This window comes from Actinosynnema sp. CS-041913, assembly GCF_050942485.1.
In the GTDB taxonomy this organism is placed as follows: Bacteria; Actinomycetota; Actinomycetes; order Mycobacteriales; family Pseudonocardiaceae; genus Actinosynnema.
In genome coordinates, this window is record NZ_CP192037.1 from 8,902,530 (window position 1) to 8,925,391 (window position 22,862).

At 67.9% G+C, this 22,862-nt stretch carries 21 protein-coding genes and 1 tRNA gene; 12 read left to right on the forward strand and 10 right to left on the reverse strand.

Translation table 11 applies throughout. The annotated features are described in order from the left end of the window. Positions 1-47 precede the first annotated feature (47 nt). Positions 48-1,067 carry an FAD-dependent oxidoreductase gene (locus ACQPZF_RS40275; RefSeq protein WP_433266227.1) on the forward strand — a complete coding sequence of 340 codons (1,020 nt, stop codon included), beginning with the start codon at positions 48-50 and terminating at the stop codon, positions 1,065-1,067. Here the strand turns inward: ACQPZF_RS40275 and ACQPZF_RS40280 are convergent. Continuing rightward, complete coding sequence (locus ACQPZF_RS40280) at positions 1,064-1,921, reverse strand: exodeoxyribonuclease III (protein ID WP_433274936.1); 858 nt, start codon at positions 1,919-1,921, stop codon at positions 1,064-1,066. The two genes, ACQPZF_RS40275 and ACQPZF_RS40280, sit on opposite strands and share 4 nt — an antisense overlap. Before the next feature lie 178 nt (positions 1,922-2,099). Between ACQPZF_RS40280 and ACQPZF_RS40285 the strand changes: the two genes are divergently transcribed. Beyond that, positions 2,100-2,175: transfer RNA gene (locus ACQPZF_RS40285), tRNA-Lys, on the forward strand. Between the two features lie 64 nt (positions 2,176-2,239). Here the strand turns inward: ACQPZF_RS40285 and ACQPZF_RS40290 are convergent. The 4 genes from ACQPZF_RS40290 to ACQPZF_RS40305 all read right to left on the reverse strand — a co-directional run bounded on the left by ACQPZF_RS40290 (position 2,240) and on the right by ACQPZF_RS40305 (position 3,484). Next, positions 2,240-2,491, reverse strand: coding sequence for a tyrosine-type recombinase/integrase (locus ACQPZF_RS40290; protein ID WP_433266229.1), 252 nt, complete (start codon positions 2,489-2,491; stop codon positions 2,240-2,242). A gap of 47 nt (positions 2,492-2,538) precedes the next feature. Then, entirely contained in the window at positions 2,539-2,760 is a 222-nt protein-coding gene (locus tag ACQPZF_RS40295) for a hypothetical protein (RefSeq protein WP_433266230.1), read from the reverse strand. A gap of 61 nt (positions 2,761-2,821) precedes the next feature. Further along, positions 2,822-3,106 carry a hypothetical protein gene (locus ACQPZF_RS40300; protein ID WP_433266232.1) on the reverse strand — a complete coding sequence of 95 codons (285 nt, stop codon included), beginning with the start codon at positions 3,104-3,106 and terminating at the stop codon, positions 2,822-2,824. A 39-nt stretch (positions 3,107-3,145) separates the two neighbouring features. After that, positions 3,146-3,484 (reverse strand): hypothetical protein, encoded by a 339-nt coding sequence (locus tag ACQPZF_RS40305; protein ID WP_433266234.1) that lies wholly within the window; start codon positions 3,482-3,484, stop codon positions 3,146-3,148. 430 nt (positions 3,485-3,914) lie between these two features. Here ACQPZF_RS40305 and ACQPZF_RS40310 point away from each other — a divergent pair, with 430 nt between their 5' ends. Further along, positions 3,915-5,081: a helix-turn-helix transcriptional regulator gene (locus ACQPZF_RS40310; RefSeq protein ID WP_433266236.1), complete on the forward strand. Its 1,167-nt coding sequence runs from the start codon at positions 3,915-3,917 to the stop codon at positions 5,079-5,081. 11 nt (positions 5,082-5,092) lie between these two features. Further along, on the forward strand, positions 5,093-5,818 hold the full coding sequence (locus ACQPZF_RS40315) for a 5-formyltetrahydrofolate cyclo-ligase (protein WP_433266238.1): 726 nt from the start codon (positions 5,093-5,095) through the stop codon (positions 5,816-5,818). Between the two features lie 454 nt (positions 5,819-6,272). Here ACQPZF_RS40315 and ACQPZF_RS40320 read toward each other — a convergent pair whose 3' ends face one another. Together ACQPZF_RS40320 and ACQPZF_RS40325 are read right to left on the reverse strand one after the other, a co-directional pair. Further along, positions 6,273-7,094, reverse strand: a complete 822-nt coding sequence (locus tag ACQPZF_RS40320; protein ID WP_433266240.1) for a hypothetical protein — start codon at positions 7,092-7,094, stop codon at positions 6,273-6,275. A 219-nt stretch (positions 7,095-7,313) separates the two neighbouring features. After that, positions 7,314-8,078, reverse strand: a complete 765-nt coding sequence (locus ACQPZF_RS40325) for a hypothetical protein (RefSeq protein ID WP_433266242.1) — start codon at positions 8,076-8,078, stop codon at positions 7,314-7,316. Positions 8,079-8,963: 885 nt separating this feature from the next. Here ACQPZF_RS40325 and ACQPZF_RS40330 point away from each other — a divergent pair. The 8 genes from ACQPZF_RS40330 to phoU all read left to right on the forward strand — a co-directional run bounded on the left by ACQPZF_RS40330 (position 8,964) and on the right by phoU (position 19,838). Beyond that, positions 8,964-9,407: a GIY-YIG nuclease family protein gene (locus tag ACQPZF_RS40330; protein ID WP_433266244.1), complete on the forward strand. Its 444-nt coding sequence runs from the start codon at positions 8,964-8,966 to the stop codon at positions 9,405-9,407. A 587-nt stretch (positions 9,408-9,994) separates the two neighbouring features. Next, on the forward strand, positions 9,995-11,353 hold the full coding sequence (locus tag ACQPZF_RS40335) for an FAD-binding oxidoreductase (protein ID WP_433266245.1): 1,359 nt from the start codon (positions 9,995-9,997) through the stop codon (positions 11,351-11,353). 202 nt (positions 11,354-11,555) lie between these two features. Next, on the forward strand, positions 11,556-12,806 hold the full coding sequence (lysA, locus tag ACQPZF_RS40340; protein ID WP_433274938.1) for a diaminopimelate decarboxylase: 1,251 nt from the start codon (positions 11,556-11,558) through the stop codon (positions 12,804-12,806). A 165-nt stretch (positions 12,807-12,971) separates the two neighbouring features. Beyond that, positions 12,972-14,111 (forward strand): tRNA dihydrouridine synthase DusB, encoded by a 1,140-nt coding sequence (dusB, locus tag ACQPZF_RS40345; protein WP_433266247.1) that lies wholly within the window; start codon positions 12,972-12,974, stop codon positions 14,109-14,111. Continuing rightward, the gene (locus ACQPZF_RS40350; protein ID WP_433266249.1) at positions 14,104-14,562 is read left to right on the forward strand and encodes a hypothetical protein; all 459 of its coding nucleotides are present in this window, start codon (positions 14,104-14,106) and stop codon (positions 14,560-14,562) included. The genes dusB and ACQPZF_RS40350 overlap by 8 nt, the downstream gene beginning before the upstream one ends. 178 nt (positions 14,563-14,740) lie before the next feature. After that, positions 14,741-15,589 (forward strand): GGDEF domain-containing protein, encoded by an 849-nt coding sequence (locus tag ACQPZF_RS40355; protein WP_433266251.1) that lies wholly within the window; start codon positions 14,741-14,743, stop codon positions 15,587-15,589. 1,643 nt (positions 15,590-17,232) lie between these two features. Further along, positions 17,233-19,086: an LCP family protein gene (locus ACQPZF_RS40360; protein WP_433266253.1), complete on the forward strand. Its 1,854-nt coding sequence runs from the start codon at positions 17,233-17,235 to the stop codon at positions 19,084-19,086. A gap of 86 nt (positions 19,087-19,172) precedes the next feature. Then, a complete protein-coding gene (phoU, locus tag ACQPZF_RS40365; protein WP_433266255.1) occupies positions 19,173-19,838 on the forward strand; it encodes a phosphate signaling complex protein PhoU in 666 nt (221 codons plus the stop codon). Positions 19,839-19,977: 139 nt separating this feature from the next. Here the strand turns inward: phoU and ACQPZF_RS40370 are convergent, their stop codons facing one another. The 3 genes from ACQPZF_RS40370 to ACQPZF_RS40380 are packed head-to-tail and all read right to left on the reverse strand — an operon-like array spanning position 19,978 to position 22,862. Further along, positions 19,978-20,775, reverse strand: coding sequence for an ESX secretion-associated protein EspG (locus ACQPZF_RS40370; protein ID WP_433266257.1), 798 nt, complete (start codon positions 20,773-20,775; stop codon positions 19,978-19,980). Next, the gene (locus tag ACQPZF_RS40375) at positions 20,772-22,277 is read right to left on the reverse strand and encodes a hypothetical protein (RefSeq protein ID WP_433266259.1); all 1,506 of its coding nucleotides are present in this window, start codon (positions 22,275-22,277) and stop codon (positions 20,772-20,774) included. The genes ACQPZF_RS40370 and ACQPZF_RS40375 overlap by 4 nt, the downstream gene beginning before the upstream one ends. A gap of 15 nt (positions 22,278-22,292) precedes the next feature. Next, positions 22,293-22,862, reverse strand: coding sequence for a DUF3558 family protein (locus ACQPZF_RS40380; protein ID WP_433266261.1), 570 nt, complete (start codon positions 22,860-22,862; stop codon positions 22,293-22,295).

Here is a 22,862-nt window from a genome sequence, read left to right on the forward strand (position 1 = left end):
CACTACACCCGTAGTATTCGCGACTACATCTGTAGTACGGTCGAGGCATGAGAGCAGCAGTGATCGGCGGAGGGGTCGGCGGCCTGACCGCGGCCATCGGTCTGCGCAAGTCGGGCTGGGAGGTGACCGTCTACGAGCGTTCCGCGGCCCTGCCGACGACGGGCACCGGTCTGGGCATCTGGCGCAACGCCATCGAGGCCCTGGACGAACTCGGCTTGGCGGACGCGGCGCGCAGGGCGGGCCGCAAACAGCCGGACGGAAGCCTGCGCAAGCCGGACGGCAAGGTGATCGGCGCGCTCAGGGCGGACGTGCACCTGCTCACGCGGCCCGCCCTGCTGAACCTGCTGGCCGACGCCCTGCCGGCCGACACGATCCGGTTCGGCGCGGCCGTCACGTGGCAGGACTGCGACGAGGACCTGATCGTGGCGGCGGACGGCATCAACAGCGCGACGCGCCGTGCCCTGTTCGGGGTCGACGTCCGGCAGTCGGGGGCGATCGGCTGGCGCGGAACCGTGGACCTCGAAGTCGAGGCAGGCGGCGAGACCTGGGGGAAGGGCGTGAAGTTCGGCCTGACCCCGCAGGCGGACGGCCGCACCAACTGGTACGCGATGACCGGCCCGGACGCGGACCTGCAAAGCGTGTTCGAAGGCTGGCACGACCCGATCCCACAGGTATTGGCGCAGTCGAAGGACGTCCTCCGCCATTCCCTGGACTACCTGCCCGCGCTGCGCAGCTACTACCAGGGCCGAACGGTACTGCTCGGAGACGCGGCCCACGCCATGACCCCGGACTTGGGCCAAGGCGCCTGCCAGGCGATCATCGACGCGGTAACCCTGGCGAAATTCCTGAAGACCCACAACGTCCAAGAGGGCTTGCACAACTACGACAAAACCCGCCGCCGCACAACCCAACGCATGACGAAACAGTCCCTCACCCTGAACCGCTTGGCAAGGCTGCGCCATTTCACCGGCATTCGTGACACGGCACTCAAAGCAGCCTTGGCACTGGCCCCGAAACCCCGCGAATCGTGGAGCGCCGACCTGGAACCGGACGAACTGGCAGGCTAGCTCTGCGGCAACTTGACGGACCGCCGCGAACGCGGAGCGGAAGGCGGCGGCACCATCGGCCCGATATCCCCGTCAGGGGCGGTATCGAGATCGACGATCACCGGCGCGTGATCACTGGGCCCGGTGCCTTTGCGGGCGTGCCGGTCCACCCAGGCGGCACGAACGCGGCCGGCCACCGGCGTCGAGGCCAGGACCAGGTCGATCCGCATACCGAGGTCCTGGTGGAACATACCGGCCCGGTAATCCCAGTACGTGAAAACCCGCTCCTCGGGCCACCGGTCGCGGACGACGTCCTTCAGCCCGAGAGCCTGCAACCCGGCCAACGCTTCCCGTTCAGGCGGGGTCACATGCGTATGCCCGGCGTAAGCGGCCGGATCGAACACATCGGCATCCGAGGGAGCGATATTGACGTCCCCGCACACCACCAACTGCTCGGCCTCACCGGCGAGAACGTCCCGCAAGGCGGCCAACCACGCCAACTTGTAGCGATAATGATCGGACTCAGGCGCACGTCCGTTGGGAACGTAAACGGAATAGACCCGAACCCCACCACAAGTAGCCGCGACAGCCCGCGCCTCGGGATGCGGAAACCCAGGCCCACCGGCCACCCCGGTCACCACATCGTCCAACCCGACCTTGGACAGAATGGCCACCCCGTTCCACCGGCCCTCGCCGTGGACAGCGGCCTGATAACCACGGTCGGCCAACGGCGCGGAGAGCAGTTCGACAAAGGCGTCATCAGCCAACTTGGTCTCCTGCAGACAAACCACATCAGGAGCCCGCTGATCCAACCAGGGCAACAACCGAGGCAACCGCTGCTTCACCGAGTTGACGTTCCAAGTAGCCACCCGCACCACCCCAAGGTAGCCCCACCCACCATCCGGCACACCACACAACCCCGCCGGCCCGGCCGACCACCGCACACCCGCCACGGCCCCGACCACCCAGCCACACCTCACTGACCAGCACGGCAGCCAGAGATCCCACCACCTTGCCCGCAACGGCCCACGCCCTCGGTAGGCTGTACCGCGAGGGCTGCTAGCTCAATTGGCAGAGCAGGAGACTTTTAATCTTCGGGTTCAGGGTTCGAGTCCCTGGCGGCCCACCAAAACCCCAGGTCAGCGTCCTGGGGTGGCAGTGTTTCAAGATCGAAGCCCCCACTTACCCCCGACTTACGGCCGATCGTCGCTGATGGCCGCGCCGAGCGCGTCGGCTCCCGCACGATCCGGTGAACGCCGAGCCATGTAGACGTCCTGGGTCATCGAGGGCCGGGAGTGCCCGAGGATGTCCGCGATCTGCCGGGCGGTCAGGCCCGCCTCGTCCAGCAGCGTCGCGACCGTCCGCCGGAAGGTCCGGAAGGTCACCCACTCGTAGCCCGCACGCTCGAGGAACGGCTTCCAGGCACGGTTACGGATGTCGGTCACCTCGCGCATGTTGCCGGGTCGAGCTGGGGAAGATCGGACCATCCGCGTCAGACGCCTTCGATCGCCGTCCTACCAGCATCGCCACGCACCAGTCGGGCAGCGGGATAAGCGATCTCGGCGCTGAGCCGGTCGAGGTGGCCGAGCAGGAAGTCCTTGTCATCGGAGTCGATCGGAGCCGATTCGATGCGCGGCTCCACCCGCTCCAGCAGCTCCTGTTCCGGCAGCTCGAACGACTCGGGACGGGGGAGTGCGTGGAGCCGGCGCAGCAACGCGGCCAACGTCCCAGGTCGCCAGGCCCACCGGTCCGGCCCTCGATGAACGACCAGAACGTCACCGGGTAGCCACCATCAACGAGGATCGGCTGCGGCAGATCAGTGGTTCGGCACTCGGGAAGTCGTTGCGCCCCAACCATCGGGCGATGTTCACTTCCTTGACCGCGTCGTCCCAATGAGCCACGCCACGGGCGATCCGAACGACCGTTCCGGTTCCGTTCAACCGGAAGATGGCGTTCTCACCCAAGCGAAGCAGTTGCGGGTCAGTGCACACCACTTGGGCGGCAACGCAGGCACGAGCCAACACCGCCCGCGCCGTCTGCTCATCAAACCGTGCCGTCACGCCTTCGGCCCTCCCTGCTGGGCCGTGCTGTCGATCATTTCACGCATCACGGTCCGCTTCTTGTGGAGCACACTTGCTCGGCTCCATCGGCAGTGACTCCGAAAGCCACAAGAGGCGTGCCTTCGCGCCATCGTCATCGAAGTGGCGCAGGACGTCCTCCGGTCGTACGGTCTGCACCCGGAGCGAGCCGTCACAGGAGATGACTTCCGTGTGGTCTTCGAAGGCCATGCCATACGCGGCGACGTGCGCGTCATGGCGTTCGCCGTACTCCAGGCCCACGGCGAACAGCCGCGAAGCGTCGTCTTCGGCCAGGCCCCGGAGGAACGCCGCGAACCCCGGTTCGTCCCACAGTGGTTCCGTGGCGATGTGGTCGCTCATGCTGCGGTCGTCTCCACGCCGGTCACGATCTCGGCGAACTCGTCCGCCTTGAGCAGTGCGCCTGAGGTTTGCCAGGGCGAGACCAGCCACGTGACCGTCATGTCGGCGGCGGTGGTCGGCGGAAGTGGGAACAGCGAGCCGTCACTGAAGTGTCGGACTTCGTCCCGGTCAAATCCGGCTGGGAACGGTGGCCGAACGATGAACAGCGCAATCGGCAACCACCAGGGATCTGTAGCCATATCGAATCGCACCTCGCCTCGCAGCCAACGAGCCCGCTAAGATTCCGTATTCCATTCCACTCAATCCGGGCAGGCGGGCTCTGGAAAGAGCGCAGCGGAGGCACGAGCGCCGCATGTTCTTCTCACCGGTATGCTTGACCTGCGATAAGGCGTTCCGCCACGTACGGCAAGCCACGCCAGGAGGTCACCCGATGGCAGTACGGCGAACTGGACTGGCCAACACTCGGAAAGCGTCCGGCTTCACCCAAGAGTCTTTTGCCGAAGCTGCCCATGTGGAGCGTTCAACGGTGGCGCGCTGGGAAGCCGGCACCAGCGAACCGTTGCCGTATCAGCGGCCGAAGCTGGCCAGGCTGCTGCGGGTGTCCCTGGATCGGCTTGACGAACTGCTCGCAGCAGGTACCTCGAATCAGGCCACGCCGGATGATCGTCTCGCTCGCTCTCTGCGGCATCCGGCCACCGTCGACTTGGTTGCCGTTGCCGAACTGCAACAGCACGTCCGCGAACTCGATGAGCGGTACGACCGAGCGCCGTCGACTTCCCTGCTGGCGGAGACAGGTCAAGCCCTTGGCCGCATCACGTTCCTGTCGGCCCACGCGGAGGCGCATCACGTCAGGCGGGAGCTGAGCACGGTCGAGGCCGAGTGCGCCATCCTCATGGGTCAACTCGTCTGGGACGCCTCACAACGCCGAGACCACCGCTCAGCACAGCAGTACTTCGACCAGGCCCGTACGGCTGCCCGGCGGGTCCGGGACTCCACGGTCGAAGGGCTGGCTCTGCTCCGCAGCAGCTTTGTCGCGCTCTACGGCCGGAAGGACCCGAAAACCGGCTTGGCGCTGACGATGCAGGCAGCCGACAGAACCACGCAGACAAGCCACGTGCTCACCGGTCTCGCCACGCTCCACGCGGCCGAGGCGCACGCCATGATGGGCCACGAGGCCGACTGTGAACGGGCGCTCGGAGAGGCTGGCCGCCGATTCGGTCAGATCGACAACGACGACGTCGCGTTCGAACTCTTCTCCCCGACACAGCACGGCCGGCTCGCCGGATCGTGCTACCTGTTCCTTGGCCAGGCAGGGAAGGCCGAAACGATCCTCGAAGCCACCGCCGTCCAACTGCGGAACCGTTCGAAGTCCGAAGCGATCGTGCTCGGCAACCTCAGCCTGGCCCGACTCAGGCAGGGGAAGGTGGACGAGGCAACAGGCACGTTGCACAAGGCGATGGACGTGATCGAACTGACCTGGGGCGGCGGCGGACTCAACATCATGTTCGACACCTGCCGCGAAATGCAGCCGTGGCGGCAACAGGCCGACGTGCAGGATGTCTACGACCGGATGATGTCCCTGATGGCAGCTCGATAGGAGGCCGCGAGGTGGCGGATGTCGACCAGGCCAAGCAGACAGCCCGCGAGCGTGTCTGGGCGCTGCTGGAACACGAACAAGCCGTTCCACCTGGTGTGCACGGCCGCATCCCGTCGTTCTTCGGTGCAGAAGAAACCGCCGACAGGCTTGCCGGACTGCCGGAGTGGCAGAAGGCCCAGGTGGTCAAGGTGGTGCCGGACACGGCCCAGCAACCCGTACGCGCCCGAGCCTTGCGCGAAGGCAAGACCGTCTACATGGCCGTGCCAAAGCTGGCCCACGAGCAACCGTTCCTCCTGCTCGACCCGGCCAAGCTCGACGTGTCACCTGACGAGGCGGCCGACCGACACACCGCCACCCGGATCGGCAAGCCGACCGACGTCGACGCCATGCAGGCCGTCGACCTGATCGTGTGCGGCAGCGTGGCCGTGAACCGCCACGGCGTACGACTCGGCAAGGGCGCCGGCTACTCCGACATCGAAATGGCCCTGCTCCAAGAAGCCGGACTCATCGGCCCGCAGACCACCATCGTGACAACGGTCCACTCGCTCCAGGTCGTAGACGACGGGCTCCCCGAAACCCGCCACGACTTCAGCGTGGACCTCATCGTCACCCCGGAAGCCGTCATCCGCTGCCCGGAACCACAACGCCCGCAGGGCCTCCACTGGGAAGACCTTCCACCAGAGAAGATCGCCGCAATCCCAGCGCTGACGGCGCGACATCGACCGGTGCACGGGTAGGCACCCGACTCACTAACCTTTAGCCCTCAGAGCGATGCTGACTGCCTGGCGCGCCCAATCAGCGTGTTCACAGTTTCTTCTCTTCGTCAAGGCGGCCCCCTACGGGGGCCGCTGGCCGTTCGTGCCTGTTCAGGCTGTTGCGGGCAGGCTCCGGCGATGTCCTCGGTCGCGCCAACGTGGGCCTGGCGGCCCACGGGCGCGACACGCGAGGCACCGAAGCCCGCCCGCAACACCCAGAGGCCACGGCCAACGGCCCCCGCAGGGGACCGCGAGGTAGGACTTGTTCGCTTGTGCTGCGGAGGTGCTTCCGACGTTCCAGGCTTGGGACGAGCGCCGAGGTGTCGAGTTGGTCGGCTGGTCTTGGCGCTCGGCTGCCGCACCTGTGGACAGCTCGACGCCTAGACGGCATCGACCAGCCCACAGCCTTGCCAACGGATGTTCCTGGCCAGTCGGGCTAAGCGTCTTCAGGTGGATTAACCGCGTAAGCAAAGGTGCGTTCGTCGTCGAACGGTGAACGTTCCATTGAACCCTCGTAGCGGTGATGGCGGGAATCGGCGACGACTTGTACTTTGAACTCCGTCCACTCGCCGACATCATCCTCGCTAATCGTGTAATCGAACCTTACCGAATCGCCCACTGCGACGTCTTGGATATCGTAGAGCGGAGTGCCGACTTTCGAGCGGGTAACGATTCGCCATGTTACCGGTTTACCTCTACCGTGGTGTGCCGAGCCGGCGAACCTGAGTACATCCCCAACCTCTAGGCGTACGACCGAAATGCGAGGTCCCATGGTACGTTCACGGTCGGTCAATCCCTCCCTTCCGAAATTGTCCTTGATGCTTTCGATCAGCGGATAGAAGGTTGCAGATTTGTTAACATTGCTGCGATAGAGTGCCACCTGGTTGCGAAGCATTCCCGCAATGCCCGATATGAGGTCGCGCTCGAAAAGGACTAGATCGCGACTATGTGCAACACTGTTGCGCACATCCTCAATTACACCAAAGAAGGCTTCAGTGCGCTTCTTATCGTCAAAAATCGGATTGAAACTCTGCCAGTTGTTTAGGATCAAGTTTGTCAAATGGTAGGTCTCGGTGAACTCGAGCAGATCGCTCGAGGTTACTGCGCCATCTCGTCGCTTGGATTCTTCCTTGAGTCGTTCGGTAAGCTTGACGCGGTCTGGAGCCCCTTTCGACTCTAGCCAGGCATCACCGAGTGCTTGCCGAATCGCTAGTCTCAACGCGGTCTCGATCGACCGAAGTGCATCACTAGGCTCCACCGGAATATTTTAACTCATGTAGTGACCTAATCAACAGGAAACAGGAACTTGCTTAGTGTTCGCCACCCATCCGGTGGGAGCGAGCAGCCGGTGGGCTGCCTGTTTAACTCACAGCGGTGATCGGACTGAGGAAAACAGTTCCTAGTGTGGGGACGGTGCTAACGAACCGACTGCGAAATCAACGATCGACTCTTGAATAGATTGCATCGAACAGATTGGCTATTTGCGTGGATACAGGTATAGCACCAGTGCTATTGCACCGAGGATGTTAGCCGGGAGGCCCAAAGTATCCGATATCGCCTCAAACCACTCCCTATTCCCTACGTAAAGCGCGATAGACAGTGAAATGAGCAGCCCTGTTCCTACTACGGCAGATGCCTGGCCGGGGGAGTAGGTAGGGCCGCGACCAGGATCCTCAGCCCGAATGGAGGACTCAGCTTCTACGGCTAGTGCCAGCTCAATCTCTACCGAAAGTTCGTCTCCGGTGTAGTTGTCACATTCTGTTATCTCGAGACCGGGTATGATTATGTCGCTATCTTGCTGCGCCAACAAGTCGGCAGACTCTCGAATAGCAGCAACCGCAGTTAGAAATGTTTGAGTTTGTTGCAGTATCGAGTCTTGGTAAATGCTGACGGCCTGGACCGCAGGCAGTAACGTGCTGGCCATGGAGTCGCGAATGGCGTCGATGCCCGGAAAGGTGGTCGGCAACGTATCGGCGATTGAGTTGCGATAGAGGTTGATAGCCTTGATCATGGGTAACATCATGTTGACGGTAGTGTCGCGATAGAGGTCGATAGTCCGGAATAGGGGCAACATCGCGTCGGCGATTGAGTCGTGAATGGCGTCGATGGCCCGGAACGTGGGCAGCCATGTGTTAGCGGTTGAGTCGCGGATAGCGTCGATGTCTGAGAACGTGGGCAACATCGTATCGGCGATCGCAGAATCTATGTCGTCCGAATCGTTGTCCGACTGTGACGTGGTCAAGCGCCCATCGTCAACGTCTTGCTCAGGCGTGGCTGAGTTATCCTCGCCCATCTCGTCAGCATTTGCTAGCGCGTCTTGGGCCTCATGTAGAAGCCCGGTCTCGCCGGGTTCGTCAGGGCTCCCTTCGCCCTGATCGCTACCGTCTGAAGTCGATGACTTATGCGGCACCTGGGGAGTGTACATAAGAGCTAAGACCTACGATGTGGAGGTTCCTTGAAGTCGATCACCCTGTTGATGGCTGGCCAACCCACAGGCTGACCTTCCGAGCGGGGTTCGAGCCGGTGGCCAAGGGTAGACCACAGATGGCAGCCGCCGACCTTCTGTGCTCGTGTGCAACCTACGCTGATCTCGCCGTCAACAGTCCGGGACGAAGACGTTCAAGAGTGCTGGTCCTGGTTCGGAGCCTGGCGCTGCGGTAGGGCCTGTGGGGTCCGAGCAGCGCGAGATCAACGCTGTACCCTACCTGCACAAATGACCAAGGATGCTGATCGATAACTGTCCACTGTGACGAATTGAATGGTACGTCCATACAGGTGGCAAGTCACATGGAAGACTTGCGATAACTAATGGCATAAATCATTCGAGAATCTGCGAGTTGAAGGCTTGGCTCGTAAGTCTGTGGACCTGCTGATTCGTGCCAGGGTGGGTTGTCGGTGTGGGCCGTTAGATTGGGTAGTGCTGGTAGGGGCTTTCGGATTGGGAGGCAGCGGGTGGGTTGGGTCTCTACACTGCGCAGGCTGAGGGCTTGTTGAGCCCTGACAGGGTGTACTCGCGTGTCGAGGCGCGACTGCGGCCGAAGGACTGTCCGATCCCCGCACTGCCGGGGGTCTACGCGTGGTTCTTCGATGAAGTGCCTCCGGGCGTGCCCACGGCTGGGGGTGCCGCGTGGTCGAGGCCGGGACGTTGCTCTATGTCGGCATCGCGCCCAAGGCACCGCCGGCAAACGGCGGGCGGCCCAGCCGACAGGGGCTGCGTTCACGGGTGCGCTACCACTTCAGCGGCAACGCCGCTGGTTCGACTCTGCGGTTGACGCTGGGTTGCCACCTGACCGAACGGTTGGGGATCGAGCTTCGCCGGGTGGGCACCACCGGCGATCGGCTGACCTTCACCAAGGCTGGCGAGGCCAAGCTGAGCGAGTGGATGGACGGGCACGCCCGAGTGGCGTTCGTGGTCGAGGACGAGCCTTGGGCGCTTGAGCGCCACCTCATCACCAACGAGGTGCTGCCGTTGAACTTGGAGCACAACGGCCACAGCGCGTACCACCAGACGTTGATAGCGCTTCGCGCCCAATGTCGAGCTGCGGCACGTGCCCTTCCGGTCACTGCCTAGCCGAACCTCGACCCGAGCAGCGGCGCTCACGGAACATGCACGGAACGATGTTCTCATCGCCTAGCTCAAACCTGCCACTAGCAGCGCAAACGGTTAGCGCCGCAACGCTGCACCATGGAGCTTCGAAGTCGGCCGATCCAAGATCATGTCCCCGACTTACCCCCCACAAACGACGGCAAGCGACCACATCGTGCGATCCGGAATGGTCATTCACGTCCGCAAACATTGCAGCTAGCGGTATCCATCGGCAGACAACGGCATTGAACGTCCGGGCAAGATTCACGATCTTCGGGTTCAGGGTTCGAGTCCCTGGCGGCCCACCAAAGCCCCAGGTCCCGGACCTGGGGCGGCAGTGCCTCAAGGTCAAACCTCACTTGCGGCCGATCGCCGTCAGACTCCTGATCCCGCCCTTCGGCCCGGTCGGAGAAGGCCGCTTCAGCGGCTCGGCGGTCGACCGACCCCGAAGAATCCCGACCTCCCAGTGCCGAGTTGCCCGAAGGTCCTGAGTTCGCCGCCGAACCACGGCCCGCACGTTCCGCGCCCATAACCTCGGGTGGCAGCTACCTGCGACAAACGAGGGAACCACGATGACGACGAACGGCTCAGCGGCGGCACGCGAGTTGGCGGCTCAGGTCGACCCGGACCGGGTGCTGGTCTCCGGTCCGGCCTACGAGGACGCCTGCCGGATCTGGAACGGTGCGGTGGACCACCGGCCGGCGCTGATCGTCCAGGCGCGGACCGTGGCCGAGGTGCAGGCGGCGGTCCGCGCGGCGCGTAAGCACGACCTGCCGCTGTCCGTGCGCGGCGGCGGCCATGACTGGGCTGGGCGGGCGCTGCGGTCCGGGGGACTGGTCATCGATCTGACCCGGATGCGGCACGTCGAGGTGGACGGGGCGGAGCGGATCGCCACGGTCGCCGGCGGTGCCACCGCCGGCGACGTGATCGCGGGCGCAGCACCGCACGGGCTGGTCGCGGCCACCGGCACGGTCGGTGGTGTCGGCTTGGCCGGGCTGACCCTCGCCGGCGGCTACGGTCCGCTCAACGGCCGGTTCGGTCTCGCCCTGGACAACCTGCTCGGCGCCGACCTCGTGCTCGCCGACGGGCGGCTGGTCACCACCGACGCCACCCACGAGCCCGAGCTGTACTGGGCGATCCGCGGCGGTGGCGGCAACTTCGGCGTCGTGACCTCCATGCGGGTTCGGCTGCACCCGGTTCCGCAACTGCTGGCCGGGCTGATCCTGTTCCCCTGGGACCAGGCGCCCGACGTGTGGCGCGGACTGGGCGAGGTGCTCGCCGGCGCGCCTGACGAACTGACCGTCCAGAGTGGAGTCGTCTCCGGTCCGGATGGCAGCCCGGTCATGTTCCTCTCCCCGGCGTGGAGCGGGGAGGACCTGCGCACCGGGGAGAAGGCCATCGACGAGTTGCAGCGGCTCGGCACCGCGGTGCTGTCCCAGGTCGCCCCCATGACCTACGGCGAGATGCTCGGCCTTTTCGACAGCCACGTCGTCTCCGGACGCCACTACGCCATCCGCACCCGCACGGTGGCCGGCTACACCCCCGACGTCGTCGCCGCACTCGTTGACGGAGTCTCGACCCGGACGTCGCCGAACGCCGGGATCGCCCTCCACCACGCCCACGGCGCCACCACCCGCGTCGCCGCCGAGGCCACCGCGTTCGGCCTCCGCCGCGACCACTTCGTCGTAGAGATCATCAGCGGCTGGGAACCCGACAGCGATGCCACCGCGCACCAGGCGTGGACCGACAACCTCTCGGCCGCCCTGGCTCCCCACGCGCTCCCTGGCGGTTACGCCAACCTGCTCGGCCCCGACGACCACGACCAGATCACCCACGCCTACGGCCAGAACGCCACCCGGCTGCTCGCCGCCAAGGCCCACTTCGACCCGAACGGGATCTTCTCCGCCACGCCGCTGCCTGACCGGCCCTGATGCGCGAGCACGGGCGCGGGCACGGCGGTGGTGACCACCTCTGCCGGGGAACGGTGTCCTGACCCGCCACCCGAGCGGCCAGGACCGCTCGGGTGGCGGGCGTCACCGAGGCGTAAGGAAGGCGGCAGGATCGGGATCGCAGGTGTCAGGGAGGCATCCACGGCCCGCTCACGTGAGCGGTGTCGGGGGTGTGCTGGGCGGCATGACGTTGATGGAGTTGTTGCCCTCGTTGACTCATTCGCTTCCGCCGAGGACTGACCCGAAGCTCTGGCCGGACGTGTCCGATCGGCAGCTCGCCTGGATCGCCGCCACGTTCGGCACGCCCACCTACGTGCTGGACGAGAACACCGTCCGCGACCAGTGCCGCCGGTTCCGGCAAGCCCTGCCGCACGCCCGGATCGCCTACGCGAGCAAGGCCCTCACCTGCCGGGCCGTCCTGCGGTGGGTGCAGGAGGAAGGGCTGTCACTGGACGTCTGCTCCGCCGGCGAACTCGCCGTGGCCAGGTCGATCGGGTTCCCCGCCGAACGGATCCTGTTGCACGGCAACGCCAAGGCGCCCGAAGACCTGAAGGCCGCCCAGTCCTACGGGGTGGGGCGGGTCGTGGTCGACTCGCTGCACGAACTCGACCTGCTCACCGACCAGAAGGTCCTGCTCCGCGTCACGCCCGGCATCGCGGCCGACACCCACCCCGCGCTCGCGACCGGCGACAACGGGCAGAAGTTCGGGCTCGGCGAAGCCGACCTGGAGGAAGCCGTCGCACGGATCGGTGCGCGGCCCGATCTGACGCTCGAAGGACTGCACTGCCACATCGGTTCGCAGATACGGCACGTCGCCACCTACGAACAGGCCGCACGCCGGATGGTCGCGTTGATCGCCCGTATACGGACACCGATCCGCGAACTGGACCTCGGCGGAGGCTTCGGCGTGCCGTATACGAGCGATGAACCGGACTTCGACCTCACGGGCTACGTCGACCGCATCACGCGCGCGATCGGGTACGAGTGCGCCCGGCACCGCATCCCCGTGCCGGAGTTGACCATCGAGCCAGGCCGCGCGATCGTCGCCCGCGCCGGGATCACCCTCTACCGGGTGATAAGCGTCAAACACCCGTTCGTGGCGGTCGACGGCGGCATGAGCGACAACGCCCGGCCTGCTCTCTACCAGGCCCGATACCAGCCCCGGCTGCTCCGCGGCGGGCCGACCGCGCCCATGACGCTGGTCGGCAGGCACTGCGAGGCAGGCGACGTGCTGGCCACCGACATCCCGCTGCCGAGGGACGTTCACCCGGGTGACGTGGTCGCCGTCCCGGTGACCGGCGCCTACCACCACTCGCTCGCCTCGAACTACAACCAGGTGGGCCGCCCCGCGCTCATCGGTGTGCGGAACGGCCTCACCAAGGTCCTGGTTCGAGCCGAGACGGAGGAAGACCTGCTCCGCCGGGACGTCGGCTGAGCTAGGACGCTCCGGTCCCGCGGACGGTGTCCGCCAGGGAACGCCGCGACGCTGGCGCGCCCTCCTCCGCCCGTGCAGAAGAAGGAACGCCTACACCTCCACGCGCACCGGGCCGTGACTTCCGAGACGGCGGTCCACCTGGGCGCCGCAGTTACCCTGTGAAGCGTGGCAACCGCAACCCCATCGCTGAAAGTCGGCCCGTACGTGGTCGATCCCGCCGTGGTGCTCGCACCCATGGCCGGCATCACCAACGTGGCCTTCAGGCAGCTCTGCCGCGAGTTCGGAAGCCCCACGTCGCTCTACGTGTGCGAGATGATCACCGCCCGCGCCATCGTCGAACGCGACGCCAAGACGATGGAAATGATCACCTTCGGTGAGGACGAGCACCCGCGCTCGATGCAGCTCTACGGCGTCGACCCGAAATCCGTGGCCGACGCCACCAAGATCATCGTGGACGAGGACCGCGCCGACCACGTCGACATGAACTTCGGCTGCCCCGTACCCAAGGTGACGCGCAAGGGCGGCGGAGCGGCCCTGCCCTACAAGCGGCGGCTGTTCCGGCAGATCGTGCGCGCCGCCGTCCGGGCCGCCGAGCCCGCCGGGGTGCCGGTGACCGTCAAGTTCCGGATCGGCATCGACGACGAGCACCTCACCTACCTCGACGCCGGGCGGATCGCCGAGGACGAGGGGGCGCGAGCGGTGGCGTTGCACGCCCGGACCGCGGCCCAGCGGTACTCCGGGCAGGCCGACTGGTCCGCCATCGCCCGGCTCAAGGAGGCGGTCACGTCCGTCCCCGTGCTCGGGAACGGCGACATCTTCAGTGCTCAGGACGCGTTGGACATGGTGGCCCGGACCGGGTGCGACGGGGTCGTCGTCGGGCGCGGGTGCCTGGGCCGGCCGTGGCTGTTCGGTGAGCTCCAGGCCGCGTTCCGGGGTGAGCCGGTCCCGCCGGGGCCGACGCTGGGGCGGGTCGCCGACATCCTCGGGCGGCACGGGCGGTTGCTCGCCGACCACCTCGGCGCCGACAAGGGCATGCGTGACCTGCGTAAACACATGGCCTGGTACCTGAAGGGCTTCCCGGTGGGCGCGGAGCTGCGGCGGAGTCTCGCGATGGTGTCGACGCTCGCCGAGCTGGACGACCTGCTGGGCAAGCTCGATCAGGGCGCGGGATTCCCGCAGGACGCCGAGGGCCCGCGCGGGCGGCAGGGTTCGCCCGCCAAGGTCGTGCTGCCGGAAGGCTGGCTGGACGACCCCGAGGACGCAACCGTGCCCGAAGGGGCAGACCTGATGCACTCCGGTGGCTGAGCCGATGGCCCGGGTCACCGCTGCTGTGCTCTGCCTGCTGGCGCTGGCCGCGTGCGGGCCGTCGGTGACCGGCACGCCGCGTCCGCTCAAGGTCACCGACGTCGAGCGGGAACTCGTGTCCAGCTACTTCACCGCGCTCAACGAGGCGGGCGGGCAGGGTGTGACCAAGCAGCGCGAGCTGCTGGCCGACACCCAGCACCCGGATTTCCGCGACGACGACTGCAAGCTGCCCAGCGGCACGATCAAGGTGCAGCCCACCTTGTCCACGCTGCGCCTCGACCCGCACTGGACCGCGCCCGGCCAGGACGAGCACCCGCGCGGCGTGGTGCTCGTGGTCGCCGTGACGCTGACCGTCGTGCAGGACGGCACCGAGCTGGGCAGCCAGATCGGCTCCCAGCACATCGTGCTGCTGAACGGGAAGGCCTACGGCTTCGCGCCTTGCGCGAATTGAGGACGCTACGCCGAATGACCACGCACGGCGCACGCTCCGGCTTGTTGATCACCGAACGTCACCAGTTCGGAGCAGTGAGCGGTCAACCAGTAGAGGGAAATCCTCTGTTGACGCGTCCCGCCGGCTCAAGCGCCGCCTCCTAGGGGACGACACCTTGGCAAGTAGGGAGGTGAGCGCGATGACCGCACTGCGACCCGAGGTCGCCGACTTCGACCGCGACAGCGGCCCCGACCGACCCGCGTCGGAGGGCACTGGTCTGGTGCAGCTACACGAGTCGATCGCCGCGCTGCTCGCCTCCAGGGGCCAGTGGCGGCAGGCCTACCAGCACCTGCGCTCCGCGTTCGACCTGGCGTACGCCGACCAGGACGACCAGCCGCAGATCCCCGAGCAGCTACGCCGCGAGGTCGACCGCCTGCGCCGCGAGCACGCCGAGGCGCGTGAGCAGAGCCTGCGCGACAGCCTCACCGACAGCTACAACCGCAGATACCTGGACCAGCGGCTGCTCGGCATGGTGACGGAGCAGCGCACCGCCGACGGGCTGGCCATCGCGTTGATCGATCTCGACTGGTTCAAGCAGGTCAATGACACCTTCGGGCACCTTTTGGGCGACCGGGTGCTGCAACGCGTGGTCGAACTGCTCCAGGAGGAGCTGCCGGAGGGCGGGTTCTGCGCCCGGTACGGCGGTGAGGAGTTCGTGCTCGTGCTGCCCGGCGTGGACGCGCTGACGGGCGTGGAGATCGCCGAGTCGGCCCGAACGCGTGTCGAGCGTCACGCTTGGGCTTCCCTCGCGCCCGGTTTGCGAGTGACCGTCAGCATCGGGTTGGCTTATGAGCCTCCCGAGGGTGACTCGCCGACGCGTCCCCCGGTCGCTCCCGATCAGCAACTGCTGCGGGCGGACAGCCTGCTCTACACCGCCAAGCAGTCAGGACGGAACGCCGTCGCCTACCGGGAAAACGGCCGGGTGCGCCTGGCCGGGGCCGCCGCCGGGCGGCGCGGGGTGGCCGAACCGCGGGTTGCCGGTTACTGAGACCGTTGGGCTGATCGCCCGTTCGGGCGTAACCTGCTGCGCGCAAACGAGTACCCCCGACCCCTGTATCACCGGGAGTGGTCGTCAGAACTGGCGGTCATCCGTAGTATCGCCAAGGCAAGTGACACGCCGTTGGTGCAACCAATGTGTCCTTGATGTCGTCAACTCGTGATGACGACCCGCTACTGACCGAAAGCTAGAAGGGAGACCGGGTGCCCGACGAGCCCCGCCGTGGCGGCCCCGGACCCCGAGGTGACCAGGCCCCCGACGACGACCAGCCGACCGGCCGCCGGCGCCGTTCACTGGAGGGCGGCGGCGGTCTGAGCGTCTCCGAGCTGCTGGAACAGCACAGCCGCACGAACATCCCGCGGCCCGTGCCGGCGGACGGCCGCAGACCCGAGCCGTCGGGCCAGGCGCCCGGCACGCCTCCGCCGACCGGCCGGCGTGCCGCCCCGGAGCCCGCGGACACCGGACGACGCGCGCGCCCCGCCGACGGCGCGGTCCCACCGGAGGTCACCGGCCACCGGGCACGACCCGCGAATGGCGTGGCCCCTGACGACACCGGACGTCGCGCACGGCCCGCCAACGGCGCGGCCCCCGAAGACACCGGTCGCCGGGCACGCCCCACGAACGGCGCGTTCGCCCCTGAGGACGCCGGACGACGCGCACGACCCGCCAACGGCGCGGCGCCCGAAGACACCGGACATCGCGCACGGCCCCCGGCTCCTGAAGGCACCGGCCGCCGGGCACGCCCGGCCAACGGCGCGCCGTCGCCTGAGGACACGGGTCGACGCGCGCGGCCCGAGGGCGGTCCCTCGCATGAGGACGCCGGTCGTCGTGCGCGGTCGGCGGATCCGTTCGCACCGCCGGAGAACACCGGTCGCCGACCCCGGCCCGCCGGCCCTGGGTCGCACGAGGACACCGGCAGGCGTCCCGCTCCGCCGAACGCCGGTCCGGCGCACGCACCCGATGACCTCGCCCACCGCCCGGGTGCACCGGATGCCACTGGACGACGGCCCCATCCGGCCGGTCCGGAGGACGCGGGCAGGCGCCCGGCCGCCAGCGCTCCCGGACGGCGGTTCGCCCCGGACGACCCGCGCCGGCCCGACGCGACCGGACGGCGTCCGCGGCCCGAGGCCCCGCCGCCCGCGGACGGTCCGCAGCGACCGGCCGGCGGCCCGGACGGCAGCGGACCCCGACGACTCGCGCACGACGGCCCCGTCGCCCCCAACGCACCGCGTGGTCTCGCGGACGGCAGCGGACCCCGGCGACTCGCCGAAGGCGGGCCCAACGCCGGCCCACGACGTCCCGTTGAAGGCGGCCCTGACGCGGCTCGCCCACGTCGCCTGGCCGAAGGCGCACCGGACGGCAGCGTGCCTCGACGGTCCGCGCCAGGCGGTCCGGACGGTAGTGGCCCGCGACGACTCGCCGAAGGCGCACCCGACAGCCCCGGACCACGACGACTCGCTCAAGGCGGACCGGACGGCAGTGGGCCACGCCGACTCGCCGAAGGCGGCCCCGACGGCGGCAAGCCGCGGCGGCTGGCGGAAGGCTCGCCGGAAGGACCCCGTCGACCGGCGGACGCCGAAGGCGCCGGCCCCCGGCGGGTGGCCGGTGGACCGGACGGCAGCGGACCCCGGCCCGTGGGCGACGGTGTGCGGCGTCCGGCGGAGGCCGCCGAAGGCGTCGCCGGCCGGCCCGCCGGTGGTATCGCCGGGCGGCTCGGCGGGGCGGCTCCCGAGCCCCGCGACCAGATCGACCCCGCCAGCCTCACCACCGAGATGGAGGCCATCAGCGACGACGTCAAGAAACGTCGCGAGGTCGACCACACGCTCGCCCGGTTCTCCGCCGTCCACGACGAACTCGCCGAGCAGGAGCGCCAGCGCAAGGAACGCCGGCAGAAGCTCATGCCGTGGAAGGTCGAGCACGACGACGAGGCGACCGTCTACGCGCCGCCCGTCGACGGCGCGGACGATCTCGAAACCCCGCGCCGCCGCGTCCGGACCGCCAAGCAGAGCAAGATCGTCCGCGCCGTCAAGGTCCTGTCGCTGACCGCCGCCGTGCTGGTGTTCGTCGCCACCGGGCTCGGGTGGGGCGCCATGCTCTACGTGGACAGCAAGTTCAACGAGATCGACGCGCTCAACACCAACACGGCCGCCGTCCACGAGGCGGAGAAGCAGTTGGGGGACGAGAACTTCCTCATCGTCGGGTCCGACACGCGGGCGGGCGCCAAGCCCGAGGACGGTGTCGGCGACGCGGAGAAGGAACCGGGCGCGCGGTCGGATGTCCTAATGCTGGCCCACATCCCGGCCGACCGGAAGCGGGTCGTCGTGGTGTCGGTGCCGCGCGACCTCCAGATCACCCGGCCCGAGTGCGAGAAGTGGAACTACGAGACCGGTGAGTACACCGGCGAGATGCTGCCGGCCGTCAAGGGCGTGAAGGCCAACGAGGCCTACGCGGACGGCGGGCCGAAGTGCGTCAGCAGTTTCATGACCGAGCTGACCGGGTTGACCATCAACCACTTCATCTCCGTCGACTTCAACGGGTTCAAGGGCATGGTCGACGCGGTCGGCAAGATCAAGGTCTGCGTGCCGAAGGTGATGGACGACGGCGAGCTGGGCATGATCTTCGACAAGCCCGGCCAGTACGAGGTCGACGGACAGAAGGCGCTGGACTACGTGCGCGCCCGGCACGTGAAGAACGAGGACTTCGGCGACTACGACCGGATCACCCGGCAGCAGAAGTTCCTGTCCTCCTTGCTGCGCACGGCGTTGTCCACCGAGATGCTGCTGAACCCCGGCAAGCTCAACAACTTCCTCAACGCGTTCGCCGCGTCCACCGCGGGCCAGAACATCGGCGTGAAGGACATGCTGACGCTGGCCCAGTCGTTGCAGGGCATCGAGGCCGGCCGGGTCAGCTTCGTGACCGTGCCGCACGAGACGTCCGAAGGTCCCACGAAGTCCAATGACGACAACGAGGAACTGCTGAAGGTCGAGGCGACCAAGGCGTTGTTCCAGGCGATCATCGACGGCACGCCGCTGCCGGATGAGGCCCCGGACGACACCCCGCCGGCGGCCGGCACCCCCACCAAGCCCGCGGAGCCCAAGCAGGGCAAGGTGATCGACCCCAAGGGCCTCAAAGTCCAGGTGTTCAACGGGGACGAGGACAACTTCGGCGCGGCCACGCGGACGAAGGGCTCGTTGCAGGAACTGGGCTTCACGGTGGTCAACAGCGGCAGCAACCCGGAGGCCGTCACGAAGACCGTGATCCGCTATGGCACGGGCGGCGAGGACGCGGCGTTCACGCTCGCAGCCGCGATCCCCGGCGCCACGCTGGAGGTCGACGAGAGCCAGGGCGGCGCGGTGACCTTGCTGATCGGAACCGACTGGGACGGGAAGATCGTGTCGCCGCAGTCGACCGGGACCGCCGAGCCGGGCAAGGGCACGCCGCTGCCGGATGTGTCCATTGTGAACGCCGCCAAGGATCCCTGCGCGTAGCGCTAGACCATCTGGACGTCTTGGGTTCACCTCCGGTTCACCGGGGTATGTCGCTGCCGCGACCACCTGCACGTAGGCTGACGCCCATGCGTGAGGCCTACCACGACCAGCTCGGACAGCTCGCCGACCAACTCGCCGACATGTGCGGGATGGCCGGTGACGCGATGGAGCGCGCCACCACCGCCCTGCTCCAGGCGGATCTCGGCCTGGCCGAGCAGGTGATCGGCGACGACGCCAAGATCGACGAAGTCCGGGCCAGTATCGAGGAGCAGGCGTACGCGCTGCTCGCTCTGCAGGCGCCGGTCGCGACGGACCTGCGCATCGTGCTCGCGGTGATCCACGCCGCGGAGAGCGTCGAGCGGATGGGCGACCTCGCGCTGCACGTGGCGAAAGCCGCGCGGCGCAGGCACCCCAACCACGTCCTGGGCGACACGGTGCAGCCGTACTTCGCCGAGATGGGCCGCATCGCGGTCGAACTCGCGCGGGAGGCGACCGACATCATCCGCACCCAGGACGTCGCGCGGGCGCGTTCGCTGGAGGACGCGGACGACGCGATGGACGACCTGCACCGCCACCTGTTCACGGTGATCATGGACAAGGAGTGGCCGCACGGCGTGCCCTCGGCCGTGGACACGACGCTGCTGGGCCGTTTCTACGAGCGGTTCGCCGACCACGCGGTGTCGGTGGCCAAGCGCACCGTCTTCGTGGTCACCGGTCGGATGCCCGGCTACGGCGGGGACCTCGAAGACTGAGTGACGCCGGCGGCGTCAAGTCAAGGCTCGGCGGGGCCGTTCGAGGCTGGTCGGACTCGGCGGCACCCTGCCGCATCGGGTCCGGCCCCGCCTCGGGTCCGGGCGCGTTGAGCCCGTCCGCGTCGGGTCCGGGCCCCGCTCAGTTGAGCAGGCCGGTCAGCTCTTGGGCGAGCTGGGCGGCGATGCGGGCGTTGTCGGCGGGGGCGTGCGTGAGCCACTTCTGGCCGTCCTGCCCCTGCCGCGTCTGCGACATGTACCGACCCTGGTCGTTGTCGAACCAGGCCACCTGCGGCGCGCGCTGCTCCCGGCCGTGCCTGCCGCGCACCGTGACGCCGAACTGGCCGGCGCGCAGCCGTGGCCGCTCGAACACCGCCTCCAGCGCACGCACCTGCGAGCCGCTGGTCGACCGTGGCACCATGGCCTGGGTGAAGGTCGCGCCGCCGAAGTCGTCGTCCCGACGGGGCGGGGGCGGCGGCGCGGACGACGGCATGGCGACGGTCAGCGACTGGCCCGGACCGGGACGTCCCGGCGGGATCAGGTCGACCACCGCGCGCAGCAGCGCCGACGACCGCATGGTGTCGACCTTCATCTGCCGGTCGTCCAGCACGGCGAGCACCGCCAGCTCACCCTGGGCGCCGCTGCGGGCCAGCAGTTGGCGCTCCACGTTCTTCGGGTCCAGTGAGGCGATCGCGTTGAGCGAGTAGTCGAAGCGCACCAGCAGGTTCAGCGCCTCCTCGACCTCCGCCGCGACCCGGCCGCGGTTGGCCAGGCCGCGGGATTCCAGGTCGCGGTAGACAGCGTTGCGGATGCCGCGCCGCTCGTCGTAGGTCTGGCCGAGGTACGGGAAGTCGAACGGGTAGGGCCGGCTGCCGAGCTTCAGGTCTTCCCAGAGCATGTCGGCCGCCGCGTGGGACAGGGCGAACGAGAACACGCTCACCCGCCGATGACCGGAGGCGCGACCATCGTGCCGTCACCGAAGACGTCCTCGGTCTCGACCAGGTACGAGGCAGCCTTGTGCTCTTTGTCCTCGTCACCCTGGCCTTGGCCGGCGCCCGCGCCCATACCGCCCGCGGCCATGCCCGCAGCGCCACCGCGACCGCCCACACCGCCACCACCGAGGCCGCCGCCACCGGACCCGGACGGCCCGAAACCGCCCACGCCGGACCGCCCGGCGTCACCGAGCATGCCCGCGCCACCACCGGGCCCGAAGCCGCCCCGGCCGGCCGCCGCCATGCCACCGGGCCCACCGCCCATGCCGCCACGGCCACCACCCGAGCCGCCCCCACCGGGACCGCGCCCGCCAGGTCCGCCGCCACCGGGACCGGGGATACCGGGCGGGCGGCCACCGGGACCACCGGGCGGACGTCCACCCGGGCCGCCGCCGGGGCCCGGACCGGGAATCCAGCCGGGACCGCCGCCGGGACCGGGCGGCAGACCGCCGCCACCACCTCCGCCGGGGCCGGGACCGGGGAGGGTGGTGTTGCCGCCGCCTGTGCCGTTCCAGCCGGACTGGTTGGTGTTGCCGCCACCCGTGCCACCGCCGGGACCGGGGATGCCGGCGACACCCGTGCCGCCGGTGCCGCCACCGGGACCGTCCGGAATGGACGGTCGCCCGCCGACGCCGGGCTGGTTCGGGTTGGTCGAGTCACCCGTGCCGCCGCCCGAGCCCTCCATCGAGGGAGGCGGTGCGAACGCGGGCATCGTGGAGCCGGTCTCCTGGAACGAGGTCGACATGGTCGTCATGACCTCGGCCGCCCGCTCGTGGGCCTGCTGCTTCTCCTCGAACTTCTGCTCGATCTTGTCGATCGTCTCCGCCCACTTGAACGGGTTGGGCTCGGAGAAGAACATCTTGTAGGCGTCGGCCGTGCTGAACTTCACCGGCTCCGGCATGCTCGTCTTGGCGGCCTCGGCGGCCGTGCTCTGCTCGTACAGCTTGTTGCCGGTGAGTTGCGCGCCCTGGGCGGCGTTGCCGGACCAGGTCGCCATGTTCGTGAAGTAGCCCTGCGCCGCGCCGGCCGCGTTGCCCTGCCAGGCGCCCTTGCTGGCCTCGGTGGCCTTGGACAGGTTGTTCTGGAGGTCGACCAGCGTGTTGCCGACCTTCGTCCAGGCCTCGCCCTGCTCGTTGGCCGTGCTGGGGGCCATGTTGTCGGTGACCATGGACTTGAGCTGGTCGTGCGGGTAGCCCATGTAGAACGACCCGGCCGAGGACATCGGCGGCCGGTAGTTCTCGACCACCTTCTCCAGCTCTTGCTCCTGCTTGGCCTGGTTCTGCGCCGACTTGTTCTTGTAGTCGACGTAGGCGAGGACGTTGGGGACCAGGTTGACGAAGCCCGGGTTCTCCTGAACCTTCTGCTGGTACTCGGCGCGCAGCTCCGCCTCGGTCTGACCGGCGTAGTCGACCTTGGTCGCGTTCGGGTTCTGCGAGTTCGGCGGTGCCACTGCGCTACTCCTGTCCTACTTCGGCAGCTTCGGTTCGACGGCTTCGGCGAGCTTCTTGGCAGCGTCGCAGGACTCCTCGACCGTCGTGGTCGCCGCCGCGTAGAAGTCGACCCTGGACGTGGCGTCGACCTCGACGGCGATCAGGCAGGAGACATCGGTCAGGCCGGCCTCGACGCGCTTGGCCTTACGCGAGCCAACCGTGGTGTCGGCAAGGCGCGCGCTGGATCCACCGGTGACCTCGCTGAGGCCCACCTCGGGGAATGCATCGACCAGAACGGCGGTCGTCGTCTGTCCCCACCGTGCCTTGCATCCCCGGGGCCCCTCCTTCTCGATCCGGGTCAGCGCGAATTGGCTCGCGACGGCGTTCAGTTCCGCACACCCGTCGAACTTGGCCAGCTTGTTGCCACCGCTGGCGGGCGTCGACGTGGTGGTCGAGTCTTCCGATGTCTCGGTCGTGGTGGAAGCGCTGCCGGTCGACGTCGGGGTTCCTGGATCCTTCGTCGTGCACCCGGCCAGCACAAGGCCGGCCACGGCGATCGGCAGGACCGCACGGATCACCAGATTCCTGGTCAACTGCATCCCCAT

What these genes read in the sequence shown, in the direction of transcription:
- ACQPZF_RS40380 (WP_433266261.1), bottom strand. Translation starts at nt 22,862, where the DNA reads ATGGGGATGCAGTTGACCAGGAATCTGGTGATCCGTGCGGTCCTGCCG.
- phoU (WP_433266255.1), top strand. Translation starts at nt 19,173, where the DNA reads ATGCGTGAGGCCTACCACGACCAGCTCGGACAGCTCGCCGACCAACTC.
- lysA (WP_433274938.1), top strand. Translation starts at nt 11,556, where the DNA reads ATGACGTTGATGGAGTTGTTGCCCTCGTTGACTCATTCGCTTCCGCCG.
- ACQPZF_RS40275 (WP_433266227.1), top strand. Translation starts at nt 48, where the DNA reads ATGAGAGCAGCAGTGATCGGCGGAGGGGTCGGCGGCCTGACCGCGGCC.
- ACQPZF_RS40310 (WP_433266236.1), top strand. Translation starts at nt 3,915, where the DNA reads ATGGCAGTACGGCGAACTGGACTGGCCAACACTCGGAAAGCGTCCGGC.
- ACQPZF_RS40355 (WP_433266251.1), top strand. Translation starts at nt 14,741, where the DNA reads ATGACCGCACTGCGACCCGAGGTCGCCGACTTCGACCGCGACAGCGGC.
- ACQPZF_RS40335 (WP_433266245.1), top strand. Translation starts at nt 9,995, where the DNA reads ATGACGACGAACGGCTCAGCGGCGGCACGCGAGTTGGCGGCTCAGGTC.
- ACQPZF_RS40305 (WP_433266234.1), bottom strand. Translation starts at nt 3,484, where the DNA reads ATGAGCGACCACATCGCCACGGAACCACTGTGGGACGAACCGGGGTTC.